Source organism: Rossellomorea orangium (assembly GCF_019334305.1).
Taxonomy (GTDB): Bacteria; Bacillota; Bacilli; order Bacillales; family Bacillaceae_B; genus Rossellomorea.
This window is the reverse complement of record NZ_JAHWGH010000001.1, coordinates 64,201-78,111: the sequence shown is the minus strand read 5'-3', so window position 1 is coordinate 78,111 and position 13,911 is coordinate 64,201. Positions and strand designations below refer to the sequence as shown.

Here is a 13,911-nt window from a genome sequence, read left to right as displayed (position 1 = left end):
AGGAACTTGTCTGAAATAGTCAACTATTGTTAAATGATATGAATAAAGTGATAAGTGTAATTATGAGTACTTATAACGAAAAAGAATCTGACTTAAGAGCTTCTATAGATTCAATTCTAAACCAAACGTATAAGAATTTAGAGTTTATAATAGTTTTAGATAATCCTGATAACTCTTCCATTTTAGATATTTTGAAGGAATATGAAAGAGTTGATCGTAGGGTCAAGGTCATAATTAATGAAATTAATATTGGTTTAGCTCCTAGTTTAAATAAAGGCATAAGTATTGCTAAGGGGAGATACGTTGCTAGAATGGATGCTGATGATATTTCCTTTCCAGATCGTTTGGAAAAGCAATTGAATTATATAGAGGAGAAAGATTATGATTTAGTGGCTACTAATAAAATCGAAATAGATGAAAATGGCAAAGTTATTAGTAAAAAACCGTTATTTGCAATGAATCCGGAAAATGTAAAAAAAATTTTACCGTATAATTGTTTTATAACACATCCCAGTGTATTAATTAAGAAAGAAGTTCTTGAAAATTTACATGGATATAGAGATGTGCCGTCAGCGGAGGATTATGATTTATGGCTAAGAATGATACAAAATGGATATAAACTAGGAATATTAAATGAATACCTAATTTATTACAGAATTAGGATGGATAGCATATCAAGGAAGGATTTATGTAAACAACTGTTAATAAGTAAATATTTAAAAATTGCTTATAGGAAAAATGAGATAAATGATGAATCTATAATAACTAGTATTGAAAAATATTTAAAGGAAAATAATTATTATAGCGTCCAATATAGGGATAAATTTAATAAGGCATACCACGTTTTTGGAAATGGGTTAGAGAAAATTTATAATAAGAAATTTTTAAGTGGAATTTACTTATTAATAAAATCTGCTTTTACAAACATCAAATGTTTAATGATAATGCTAGATGTTCTTAAGTATAAATTATTGTTAAATTATGAGGGGAAAAAACATTAAAGTATTTTATTATAAAAGTTCTTGCTTTAATTATTCTCATTTTGATCAAAAGCAAATGGAGGATATTATGGATATAGAAAAGTTACTATCAAGCTATTTTTGCAGGATAAATAATATTGATTTAAATAAATGTTATAGCATAGAAATTGTTGATGCTTGTGATTTACTAGTTAAAGAAAGAATTGACCTTGTCGCTAAAATAAAATATGTAGAGTTTAAAGATAAGGGATATGATTTGTCCTTTATCAAGGAATTGTATGCTGCACATATAGAAGCATTTTCTTTAGGGAGCTTTTCAGAACCTGGTAATTCAGAAAAAAATACTATAGAAAAATATATTAAAACTTTTGATAATCTAATAGATAATATTAAAAATAATGGAATAAATAAAGATAAATCTGTTATTCCTGTAGGTTACAATAACGCCATTTTAGATGGGGCTCACCGTGTTGCGATCGCAGCCTATTATAAATTAAAAGTTCCAATTATTCGTTTTAACAATTTGAGTGCGACATATGATGTAAAATATTTCAAAGAAAGGTTACTTGATGAGAGATATATTGACTACTTAGTAAATGAATATTGTAAATTAAAGGGGAATCAATTTGTTGCATGTGTTTGGCCTAAAGCAAAGGACAAAGATAAAAGAAAAGAGCTAGATGCTCTTATAAATAATTCGTGTGAGGTTATATATAAAAAGAAAATAAAAGTAGGTTATGATGGCCTTCATAATTTGATGTTCCAAATCTATTCAGGACAAGGTTGGATTGGCAATATTAAGAATAATTTTGAAGGAGCTAAGAATAAAAGGGATGCTTGTTATGACAAAAATGAGATACTAACAGCTTATGTTATAGAAAATATAAGTTTTGAGGATGTTTTAAACCTAAAGAAGAAAATTAGGGATATTTTTAATATAGGCAATCACTCGATTCATATTACCGATACTAAAGAAGAAGTTGTACAAATGGTAAATCTTTTATTAAATGAAAACTCCGTACAATTTTTGAATAATGGGAAACCTAACCATTATGTGCAGTTTAATCACTTTATAGATAAACTTAAAGCTAAGTTGATTGAATATAACCTTCCGTTAGAAGAGTTTACTATTGATTCGAGTAGTACTATGGCATTATACGGCTTGAGGGATGTTGAAGATATTGACTTTCTGACTATATCAAAGGAGTATAAAGTATTAGAGGACGATTACTTTCATAATCATCACGATTTCGTAAAATATTACAATCAGACATTGGATAATCTTGTTTTAAATCCACAAAACTATTTTTATTTCAGTGATTTAAAATTTACAACGTTAGATGTCATACTGGAGTTTAAAAAAAATAGATTTGAGTATAAGGATCAAGTAGATGTTAAACTAATTGAAAATATAATGAAAAAAAAGAGTAAACTAAATTTAGCTTTATTAAAGCTGGAAAGTTCTATTAAGAGGACAGTAAGAAATATAAAAATGAATATAAAAAAGTTAATAATAATTAGCGTAAAGAAAATGGGAGTTTACAACTATGTTAAGAGGATCTATAAATCCCTGAGGGGTTAGAAGAAGTTATGAATAAACAATCAAGAACTGCTAACTCGCTAAGAAATGTAATTTTAGGCCTGGGAAGCCAAATATTAATTCTACTTTCTACTTTTATAAGTAGAACAGTTTTTATAGCTATTCTAGGTGCTGAATATTTAGGAGTTAACGGATTATATAATAGTATAATATTAGTGCTTTCTCTAGCAGAACTTGGCGTTGCAAATGTAATGATTTTTAGTTTATATAAACCAGTTGCAAAAAATGACGAAGTCACCATTTCGGCTTTATTAAAATTTTATAGAGGTTTGTATATAAAGATATCTTTTGCAATTCTCATTATTGGTTTAGGGATTGTTCCTTTCCTAAATTTAATAATAAACAGTGAACTTTTTCTATACAGAGAGTTGGTAATATATTATTTACTTTTTTTACTAAACTCTGTAGTATCTTATCTTTTTGCATACAAAATAGCATTAATAAATGCAGATCAAAAAAATTATATAATTACATCTGTTAAAACACTTACTTTTTTGATTAGGGACATTGCTCAAATAATAATATTAATTACAATTAAAAGTTATTATATTTTTTTAATCTTACTTGTAATTAGTACTATTTTAAACAATATTATTTTAAGCAAAATTGCTGATAAACATTACCCATTTATCAATAAATTTAAATTTGTAACTAATGATAAAAATGAAGAGATAAGCAAATTAAAAATAGAAATAAAGGAAAAAATAAAATCAACCTTTTTATATAAAATCGGTGTTGTTATTATGAACAATACAGATAATATATTAATTTCAATAATAGTAGGAACTATTTTCGTTGGTTATTATTCAAATTATGGATTAATTATATCTGCCATTACAACTTTTATAACTATTTTTATTCAAGCTATTTATTCAAGTATTGGTAATTTGAATGCTTCGAGTAATACGTTAAATTCTTATCATTTTTTCAATGTTTTAGTATTATTTTTCCATTGGTTAAGCGCTTTTATTTCGGCTTGTTTTCTATTAGTATTTAATGACTTCATAACTATATGGATTGGTAACGAATATTTGTTAGGTTTTACTATAGTTTTTGCAATAACATTTAATTTTTATATACAAAACATTATAAATCCAGTTTGGATTTATAGAGAGACGATGGGTTTATTTAATGAGATAAAATACCTTATGTTATATGCATCACTTATAAACTTATTACTGTCAGTTTTTTTAGGCATGAGATGGGGAATCGAAGGTATTATAATCTCAACAGCATTAGCAAGAATATTTACGACAGTTTGGTATGAACCCAAGCTATTATATAAAGTTAAATTTAATAAACCCATCACGAACTACTGGAAAATGCAATCGAAGCACATTTTAACTTCTGTTTTGGCAGTTGGAATTGTACTTTTAATCACTAAGGATCTGCCTATTTCGTTAGGTTTTATTTTATTAAAGATTATATTATGCTTTTTTGTTGTAAGTAGCATGTTTCTGGTGATGAATCTAAGAAATAAAGAGCTTAAGGAATTAAACGGATATGTCAAGCAATTTATTAGAAGATAAATAGATTATGCTTTAATTATGCGTCTTAAAATGAAAGTTAAGATGGGATAAATCATAGGAGGCAAAAATGTCAATATTAATTACTGGTGGAGCCGGATATATAGGTTCTAATGCTACTAAGTATTTTTTGGAGAATAATGAAGATGTAATTGTTGTCGATAATTTACAGAGTGGTCATAGAAAATCAGTTGATGTAGAACATTTCTATCAAATCGATCTTCGAGATAAAGATGCTTTAGATAGAGTCTTTAAGAATCATATTATTGAAGCGGTGATTCACTTTGCGGCTAACTCTTTAGTCGGCGAAAGTATGGAAAAGCCATATGAATATTACCATAACAATGTGTATGGTATGATGTGTCTTTTAGATGTTATGAAAGAAAATAATGTAGGCAAGATTGTATTTTCATCAACGGCAGCAACTTATGGAGAACCTAAGAATATCCCTATTGTTGAAGATAATGAAACCACTCCTACCAATACCTATGGCGAGACAAAGCTAGCCATGGAAAAAATGATGAAATGGTTTGATCAAGCTTATGGCATTAAATACGTATCTTTAAGATATTTTAACGCTGCAGGAGCACATGAAGGTGGAAATATTGGGGAAGATCATGATCCTGAAACACATCTTATTCCTTTGATTTTACAAGTGCCACTTGGTCAGAGAGATAGGATTTATATGTTCGGTGATGATTATCCTACAGAAGATGGTACATGTATAAGGGATTATGTTCATGTAATGGACTTGGCTTCTGCTCATTATCAATCATTAGAATACTTAAGAAAAGGCAATCCAAGTGAAATTTTCAATTTAGGTAACGGAAATGGTTACTCAGTCAAAGAAGTAATTGATGTAGCAAGAAAAGTGACGAATCACCCAATTCCAGCAGAAGTAAAAGAGAGAAGAGCGGGAGATCCGGCAATCTTAATTGCTTCATCTGAGAAAGCAAAACGTGTCCTAGGTTGGAGACCACAGTTTGATTCATTAGAGAAAATCATTACTGATGCATGGAGTTGGCATAAGAATAATCCAGAAGGTTATTCAGACAAACAATAACATCATGCTATGCCGATGCTTCAAAAGCAAAGCGGGAACTAGGCTGGACAGCGAAACGTGATATTATTGCCATGTGTCGAGATGCATGGCGCTTTGAGAAAAATTATAAGGAATAGGAAATTTACCCGCTGGGCTGTCTTATTTGGCAGCTCGGCGGGTATGTTTTTTCGACTTTATGCTTTAGTGCGTTAACTTGGTAAAATAACATAAACACAAAAAGGACTCTGCATTACTGGCATAATCCTCTTGATTAATCCTTCCTGTATCTACATAGAATCTCTTCCTTTAGAATTTTTCCCCATTCCAGATCTATTAGCATTACATACAAATTTGCTCTTAGTGATAAAGGTACTCTTTTCATTAACATATCGAATTCCTTCTCATCATTAACTACAATAGTAAATTTATCTGTTTCAAGTAAATCAAACATCGCAATTCGACCGTAAAGATGATATATGTAAATACCAGGAGGGCGACGGTCTGGGATACTGGGTTTGAAATCTAAATACCACCTATTGTACCCTTCGTGGTCAATGTTAAGTATCATATCGGGAAATCGAAATCTCTCTTCAGTATTTTCCACACTCCACTTAAATGTACTTTCAGAGAATTCTGGGGTCAGACCCCCGCTCAGCTAAAGTGCACAGCGTTAGCGTGTTAAAGAGTGTCAAATGGGGTCAAATGGGGACGGTTCCAATTTGACTTTTGATTATTGCAGACAGAATGAGCTATTAGTGCATACTTTTGAGCCACATAATGCGGACAGGAAAGCCACCAAGTGCGGAGTGTGACTACTGTTTCTGCATTGTAGCCAGCTTGTTGTTTCTATAATTATCATTTTTCCTCTTTAGTCCTGGGGCTAGGCAGGGTACCGAGAAATCTAGCCAACACAATCAGCGTCATAAACAGACCAATTATTGATTGAAACCACATTAGTTGAAGGCCGAACCCAGATGTATAGTTCAGACTGCTTGATCCAAAATTGGTCATACGGATGAAGCTTAAATAAATGATTTCCATCGTACTGACTTCCCTTAGATCCACACTAAAATTATGGGTGAAGAAAATATAAGTGCTCCCAAACCAGAAAATGATTTCAATGAAATTATGAAGTAATAAGAGAATCATTCTCCTGACGCTCTTTAATAAATATGTTCTGCCTTTAACCTCTGTACGGTATTCATCGAATAATAAAACGTTCATCTGATAGACGAATATTTCTAGGATCCTCAGACTCCCATACACCACTAACCCAACATGAAGCGGGGGATAACTAGTGTATTTAAAGATCAAAATGGCAGAAAAAGAAAAGAGGAAGTGGAACAATACCCAAAGATCAACAAACGTATACGTTTTAACAAAGCTTAAAAAGGACCATTTCCCTGCTGCTAACCTCAACCACTCAAACAAAGAAATATACCTCAAATAGTGGAAAATACGTTCCCACAAAGTAAAGATGATAGACTGATTCTCTTTCATATCTTAACCTCACAAATTATAAGATAAACAATTCTCAAAAACTTTTAAGCCTAATAGAAAACGCCCAGAAATGGTATGCAATATAATCATGGAACATACCTTTATTTATACTGTTCTAATATACTACATATTACCAAAAACTTCTTTCTTTTATGTCTATTAATTGTTATAAAGGAGGGGTGGGGCAGGCACCAGGCCAAAAGGAGTCAAAAGAGACGATTCCAAATTGACCTTTTTTCACTTGAGTATTGCATCTCTTAGTAGTAAAGGGTTACGTACAGTTGATCCGCCTATTGTGGGTGAAAGGCGGATCAACTGTCTATGAGTAGGTGTGAGTAAATAATTGTAATATTTAAAATTATATGGTAAATTAAGCTGTGTCCACTACTTTTCGTTCTACCATCTCCTTTGTTGTTCTTTCAATTACTCCGTTCTTATTCATTTTCTTTCCATGTTCTAAACTGTACGGCACTCAACTCCTGACAATACCCACCTTTATACTAAACGAACAGCCATACTTTCCCCTGTAACAACGTACGGATTTCTTTTCTTCATCCAATGTTTTCTTTCTCATGAGCATCCCTATAAATAAATACATATTGAAACGGAGGACTGTCTATATGTCTTGCAGTGTAACAAGCATTGGATTAAAAGGCTTGGAAGGTTACCGTGTGCAGGTACAGGTCCAAGTGATGGAGGGGATGGAGTCGATTGTGGTGGTAGGGCTTCCGGATGCTTCGGTGAAGGAGTCGAGGGAGCGGGTATCGGCAGCTTTGCGGAGTTTGGGATTTCCATTGGTGGATATGAAAGTGGTCATCAATCTATCACCTGCGGAGCAGAAGAAGAACGGACCGTTGTTTGACTTGGCGATTGCAATCGGTGTATTAAAGAGCGGGGGGTTCCTGAAGGAGGAGATACCGGGTGATGCAGGGTTTATCGGGGCGCTTTCGCTGGATGGGACGGTGCTTCCCGTGGAGGGGATGATTGCGGCGATTCTTGCGGCTAAGAAGCTGAATCTCCGGACGCTTTATCTTCCGTTTGATCCGTCCATACCGTCCATCGAGATCCCCGGCTTGGAATTGGTCTACATCGAGACGATCCGTGATGTAATGGATGTCCTGTCGGGGCAGCTGCTGCTTCCATTTACGCAGCACACTGAGAATACAGAAGAACAACCTGTGATCGGAAGAAATTTTGACCAGATCATCGGACATGAATTTGCGAAGCGGGCACTCGAGATTGCCGCTAGCGGGGAGCATTTCGTGTTAATGGATGGTCCTCCGGGATGTGGGAAGAGCCTGTTGGCGGAAACGTTTCCTTCGATTCTGCCGCTGTTGTCGAAAGAAGCCCAGCTCGAGAAGATCAGCCTGTACCAATTAGCCGGTGCCCCTTATAGCTCCATCACCCTTCCCCCTTACCGTCACCCTCATCATTCCGCATCAGCCGTATCCATCATCGGAGGCGGGTCAAACCCCAAGCCAGGCGAAGTGTCCCTTGCTCACCGAGGGGTGCTGTTTCTGGATGAACTCGGAGAATTCTCAAAGAAAACCCTCGATATGTTACGACAGCCCCTCGAGAATGAAACGGTCACCATCTCTAGGGCCCACTCCACCGTGACTTACCCGGCCAAATTCATCTTCATTGCAGCCATGAACCCTTGTCCATGCGGCTATTACGGTTCCAAGAATCAATACTGTACCTGTTCGGATAAACAGATAAAAGCCTATAAAGGAAGGGTGTCCGGCCCTATTCTGGACCGGATGGATCTGTTGCTTTCCCTGGAGGCAGTGAATATGAAAGATCATGATTTCACCAAGATCGAATCATCTGAAGACATAATGAAGCGGGTAAGCTCGGCCAGGGAAAGGCAATATGTTCGTTACGGAAGGGAGATTTGCAACGGAAGTGTTCCGTTCGAAGAGTTGATCAGGAATAGTTCGCTAACTCCCGGCCAACAGAGTGAACTACAGCAGTTATCGATCACCCAAGGCCTCAGCAACCGGGTGCAGATCAAGATCATCCGGCTGGCAAGGACGATTTCTGACTTACAGGGAGAGGAGTCCATTACCGATGCTTCGATTAACGAAGCTCTGTTGTTGCGTAGGCTTCCTTCATTTTCCACCGCTTTGATGACAGGAGAGAAGCAAGGGGCGGTGTATGACTAATCCTATGAAAAGAAATGGAGGTGGAGAAAGTGGCTCGGAAAGCCAGAGAAAAGAGCAAGAGCGGAGTATATCACGTCATTGTCAGAGGCGCGAACCGGCAGGAAATCTTCCACGATGACGACGACCGCCTTACATTTCTTGAAACTCTGCAGAAGGTGAAACAAAAATCTGGGCTGACGGTTTATGCCTGGTGCCTGATGGGGAATCATGTCCACCTTCTGCTTAAAGAAGCTCATGAAAGCATATCTGTCGCCATGAAAAGGATCGGCGTGACATATGCGAATTATTATAACTGGAAGTACAAGACCAACGGCCATCTATTCCAAGACCGGTTCAAAAGCGAGAATGTTGAAAACGTGAACTACCTCCTCACCGTGACCAGATACATCCACCAGAACCCCATTAAAGCAGGCATTGTGTCTAAACCCCACCACTGGCAGTGGAGCAGCTGCCGTGGGTATTACGATGAACCTGTTTATCCCTCATCTCTTCTTGATTCCCTTTTCATTTTAACTATGTTCTCTTCCGGTCGATCACTTGCCATACAGAGGTTTAAAGAATTTAATGAGCGGACTAATCAAGACGATTGCCTGGAGGACTATGGTGATTCGAGTAGGAGGCTATCGGATGACGAAGCTCGCGAGGAAATTAGGAAGTGCCTTGGCTCATTGGAAATTCCTCAATTGAAAAGTTTGCCGAAGAAGGAGAGGGATGGGGTGTTGAGGAAGGTAAAGAAAATTGAAGGGGTGTCTCAGTTGCAGGCTGCGAGGATTTTGGGAGTGGCGGTTTATTTTTTGTATAGGGTGAAGGGGTAGAGAGGGGGCGGGATTAAACTGGGTACGCTGTCCGTTCCCCTTTCACTGCAAATAGAAGAGGGTTTTGATTGCTGGTAGGGGAAGCAAGGGGACGGTTCTCATGCTTCCTTTTTTGTCATTTCAGGTTAATCAGGGACGGTTCCCACCCTACTCTAGAGCATGAAAAAGTAGAGTGGGAACCGTCCCCGTTTCAGCACGTTTCAGCATAATGCAGATAATGATATTATTTTTTTTATTTGTATCCCTCCCAATAAAACAACATACTTATATGTAATAATATACCATATAGCGGAATTGCTAATTCCACACTTATTCAAACATATAAAATTTTCATCTATAAATTGACCACTGGAATGAGATCTCCACCCATCTATAGTGTGCAGCGTCAGTGCGTTAAAGTTTTGGAGGAATATTTTTTTCCATGGAAGTGTGGGCATTTGGGTTTGATTAACAGTTTCCCCCATATATGAATATATTTTTTATAAATTTAATAAATTCACATGAAAGTAATGGTGAAATTTTCTATAAGGAGGGGATTTTTTGCTGCCTATTGGGTTTATGATTTTTTTGTTGATAGATTTTAGTTCTACTTTTGCATCAGTATTCATAGTATGAAAAGTAGATTAGAGGTAAAAAGGAGTGATCTGTATGATATTGATAGGAGATTCGATAAAGTTAGATAGGAAAATTACGGATAATATCCAAACCGGTTTTTATAATGGTAAGGTTGTGCCTTGCTTAAACTATCAAGGACAATACATAAAGGAAGTAGATAGCAATAGGGAATTCACTCATAATAATTTACATGAAATTATTGAAGAGGTAGTTGTATCTAAAAATGTTATCGAAAATCAAAGCTACCCTAGCTTTTTAGTCACTCGCCAAATTGGGACGGATAATCCAAGCTCGACTAAACCTAAAGATAGACCCCAGACAAGAGTTTCATTAATTTATGTTGAGAATAATGATATGAGAGTTTGGACCCCTACGAATAAAGAAATAATTCAGGATTTAAAATATCTTTGCAGTCATGCAGGGAAAGAATACATGACTATTTTTAAAGAGATAAATAATATGTTAAGTACAAGAACTGACTTTAGTGTACAGGAACTACTAAATAGTCATTTTACCGATATGTCATATGGTCCAAATGTAAAAGCATATGCTGGAATGGTAAGAGGTAGATTTGAGGATCATAAACTTCCGGTAGCGGCTTTCTTTGCACTAATTAAAAATATATTGATAACTGAAGATATGAGGTATGATGGTCATCATCATCTTGGTAGATATCGGTTTCAACTTGCAGCTTTAGATCATGTTTTAGGTAATAAACCTATTGATGATGTTCTTTAGATTAAGTAGTAACTTCCTTTTTAATCAGGCCCATTTGTTATGGAGAGCTTTCCTTGAATAATATACTTTGAATGGATGAGTTATAAGTTTAATGGAGAGGAGAAATTATGAGGGAAATAATAGAAGATGTTTATGATTGTACGGATTGTAATCATAAAAAAAGTTGTGATCGAATTATATATGAACAACAGCAAATTCCTCAGATAGCAGTAGTATTGCAAAATCCAGGGACACCACCTGAGGATATTAAAGAGGCAGAAAATAAATCTTTAAGAGGTATGAATAATGCTGAAAAAGCAGCTTACCACTCAGGCGAATTAAAAAAGTGGATAGTTAGTACGAGTAATGGTAACCAACAGTTTTTCTTAAGATTCTTTTCCCTTTTATATAAAAATAACCTTATACGTAGTCAAATTCAAAATGTTCAAGATTTAAAGATGTATGTTGATTCTGGTCAAGTTTTCAAAGATGTGTATTTCACTGATGGATTAAAATGCCGAGGAGAAACTAAAGACTTTTCTCATAAACACTTTAAATATTGTATGGGGAAATATTTGAAAAGGGAGATTCTTGCTCTGGAAAATTTAAAGCTTCTTTTTGTTTTTAGTACTAGAAGTTGGGAAGCCTTTAATTCTGTGTACGATCTAAAACAAATCCAAGTGTCTAAAGTTGAGAGTAAGAAGGTAGCTCAAGTTCATGGTTATGTATTCAGAACAGAAATAGGAGTAGAAGAAAAAAATGAAAACAGAAAAGTACATGTAATACCTCTTGTTCATATGAGTCAAGTTAGCAGAAATAATACTTTAAGAGATTCCTACTTCGACTACTTAGAAGAAGGTATGGAATATTTCTCTAAAGTTGTTACGATATAAGCAAATATTGTTAAAATAACCCAACGAATTTCTGTATAGGATTCTAGACGGATAATTTGTGGGTTATTAGTGAAAGAATCGGCGTATAAATGAATTCCGTATATTTTTTTAGAACAAAGGCAACCTATTCTGGTTGCCTTTGTTCTAAAGATAGATTAATAATTCCACCAATTACTTGTTATTGGCATATAGCCTCTATAAATATTTTGACCAGGAAGGTAAAGATCAGGATCAACTGTAATGGCTGTGCTATAACTTTCCCCTTGTTTCACTTGAAAGTGTAGGTGAGTTGCAGTTGTATCCCCACTGTTTCCTTGATAACCAATTACTTGTCCCTTTTGAACACTCATCCCATATAGTCCTTTTGTGTTGGAATCTAAGTGGGCATAAATTGTATAAAGGTTGTTGCCATGATCAATGATAATATGATTTCCAAACCCACCTCCACATTTTTCTACTCTATAATTAGGGCATGAATTATATACTTTAATAACAGTTCCGGATTCTGCTGCATAAACGTTACTTCCATATTCTTCAACCATATCTACACCCTTATGATCAGGATAGCTTGGATCCATAAAGTCATACGATACTCTAGGGTATTGTAGTGGCCATATGAGTGAGAAACCTTCAGACCCTAAATAAACCCAGTTATTTCCGTTATTTATGGTGCTATTGGTATAAATTTGATACCAGTCGCCTTTTATGTCAACAACTTTAACATTGTTTGTAGGAGAATAGGTTGAGATTGAATTTGATGAAAAAGATGCTGCTTCATAGGTGGTGAAATTATGATCTATATTGATTGTCCCGTTATAATACCATTTGTTCCCCTTGTCGGTATGAATTTGATACCAATTGCTGTATTTTGCTACAACTCGAACGCCAGTACCTTTACCGTAATAAGCAATTTTCCCACCGGCATCCGTCACTTTACCAGAAGTGAATGAGGGGCTATTAAAAATATAAAAATCATGGGGTATCGTTATAGATCCAAGTGTTGGATCATGGTACACCCATTTATTACCTTTGTCTGTGTGTATTAAATACCAGTAATCCTCTTTTTTATCAACTATATGCACGTTTGCCTTTGTGTAAGAGGCGATTTCCGGTGAGCTAAATGATGCATTCTCATAAATAGTGAAACTATGATCAATATTAAGTTCTCCTGTGTACACCCACTTATTTCCTTTATCTGTAATGATTTGATACCAATCTCCACTTTTAGCTACAGCTTTAGCTGAGGTTGCGCCGTAATAGGCAATTTTCCCAGAACTATCACTTACTTTTGATGAAGAAAAGGTTGGTCTATCAAATATATAAAATGAATGATCTATTTGGATATCTCCTAAGCTTGAATCATAGTACACCCACTTATTACCGTCACTTGTATAAATTTGATACCAATTCGGTCCATTTTTATTCACGATATTAACTGTTTTCCCACCCGAAAAGGTATTCACCTCGGTAGAAGTAAATTCTGGTTGTTCATATGTAACAAAATTGTGATCTATGGAAAGAGTCCCGTTATAGAACCATTCGTTCCCGTTTATGGTCTCAATTAATAGCCAGTCACCCTGTTTTTCTAAGACATTTACGGTTGTAGCGTTGTAACTATTTAGTTTTGTAGAGTTAAAACTAGGTTCATCAAAAGTATTAAAACTATAATTAATCTTTACTGAAGATTCAGATGCTGCAAAACTAATGGTCGGACTGATGACAAAGAACACTAAACACAAAAAAGTGACAATAAAAATATTTTTTTTCATAATTCCCCTCCTAATATTGTACCAGTTTACCATTTTACTAGTAATAATTTTACAATTCAACCATATTTGGGAATTTAATATTATTATATCTGTTTCAATCGTTAAATGGTGTCGTGTCTAATTTGCCGTACAGATAAATCTTAGATATCTCCCAGCATGTGTAATCAAATCCAAGTTTAATATAGACGATTTGCCAAGGGTTCGAAGAGTTGGGAAACTCAAAGAAAAATGATGTTTAAAAGTTCAAGTATAGAGACGGATCTATTCCGCTATCTGAAGCCCAGCCAGT

At 35.0% G+C, this 13,911-nt stretch carries 10 protein-coding genes and 1 pseudogene; 9 read left to right on the top strand and 2 right to left on the bottom strand.

Features of this window, described 5'->3' with window-relative positions; all coding sequences use genetic code 11:
* Positions 1 to 62: 62 nt before the first annotated feature.
* The 5 genes and pseudogenes from KYJ26_RS00360 to KYJ26_RS23830 all read left to right on the top strand — a co-directional run.
* Positions 63 to 1,001 (top strand): glycosyltransferase, encoded by a 939-nt coding sequence (locus KYJ26_RS00360; protein WP_219165406.1) that lies wholly within the window; start codon positions 63 to 65, stop codon positions 999 to 1,001.
* Between the two features lie 67 nt (positions 1,002 to 1,068).
* Positions 1,069 to 2,562 (top strand): hypothetical protein, encoded by a 1,494-nt coding sequence (locus KYJ26_RS00355; RefSeq protein ID WP_219165405.1) that lies wholly within the window; start codon positions 1,069 to 1,071, stop codon positions 2,560 to 2,562.
* Positions 2,563 to 2,570: 8 nt separating this feature from the next.
* A complete protein-coding gene (locus tag KYJ26_RS00350) occupies positions 2,571 to 4,109 on the top strand; it encodes a lipopolysaccharide biosynthesis protein (RefSeq protein ID WP_219165404.1) in 1,539 nt (512 codons plus the stop codon).
* A 67-nt stretch (positions 4,110 to 4,176) separates the two neighbouring features.
* Entirely contained in the window at positions 4,177 to 5,169 is a 993-nt protein-coding gene (gene galE, locus KYJ26_RS00345) for a UDP-glucose 4-epimerase GalE (protein WP_219165403.1), read from the top strand.
* A pseudogene (locus KYJ26_RS23830) lies at positions 5,166 to 5,285 on the top strand (UDP-glucose 4-epimerase GalE); the annotation flags it as partial. The gene galE and the pseudogene KYJ26_RS23830, both read left to right, overlap by 4 nt.
* Positions 5,286 to 6,003: 718 nt before the next feature.
* On the opposite strand, the gene KYJ26_RS00340 reads toward KYJ26_RS23830, so the two are convergent.
* A complete protein-coding gene (locus KYJ26_RS00340) occupies positions 6,004 to 6,648 on the bottom strand; it encodes a hypothetical protein (RefSeq protein WP_219165402.1) in 645 nt (214 codons plus the stop codon).
* A 620-nt stretch (positions 6,649 to 7,268) separates the two neighbouring features.
* On the opposite strand from KYJ26_RS00340, the gene KYJ26_RS00335 reads away from it, so the two are divergent.
* The 4 genes from KYJ26_RS00335 (at position 7,269) to KYJ26_RS00320 (ending at position 11,853) form a co-directional block, all read left to right on the top strand.
* Complete coding sequence (locus KYJ26_RS00335) at positions 7,269 to 8,813, top strand: YifB family Mg chelatase-like AAA ATPase (RefSeq protein ID WP_219165401.1); 1,545 nt, start codon at positions 7,269 to 7,271, stop codon at positions 8,811 to 8,813.
* A gap of 29 nt (positions 8,814 to 8,842) precedes the next feature.
* Positions 8,843 to 9,628 (top strand): REP-associated tyrosine transposase, encoded by a 786-nt coding sequence (locus tag KYJ26_RS00330; RefSeq protein ID WP_219165400.1) that lies wholly within the window; start codon positions 8,843 to 8,845, stop codon positions 9,626 to 9,628.
* A 648-nt stretch (positions 9,629 to 10,276) separates the two neighbouring features.
* Positions 10,277 to 10,981 carry a hypothetical protein gene (locus KYJ26_RS00325; protein WP_219165399.1) on the top strand — a complete coding sequence of 235 codons (705 nt, stop codon included), beginning with the start codon at positions 10,277 to 10,279 and terminating at the stop codon, positions 10,979 to 10,981.
* Positions 10,982 to 11,088: 107 nt separating this feature from the next.
* Positions 11,089 to 11,853, top strand: a complete 765-nt coding sequence (locus tag KYJ26_RS00320) for a uracil-DNA glycosylase family protein (protein ID WP_219165398.1) — start codon at positions 11,089 to 11,091, stop codon at positions 11,851 to 11,853.
* Between the two features lie 155 nt (positions 11,854 to 12,008).
* Here the strand turns inward: KYJ26_RS00320 and KYJ26_RS00315 are convergent, their stop codons facing one another.
* On the bottom strand, positions 12,009 to 13,622 hold the full coding sequence (locus tag KYJ26_RS00315) for a peptidoglycan DD-metalloendopeptidase family protein (RefSeq protein WP_219165397.1): 1,614 nt from the start codon (positions 13,620 to 13,622) through the stop codon (positions 12,009 to 12,011).
* Positions 13,623 to 13,911: the final 289 nt, after the last annotated feature.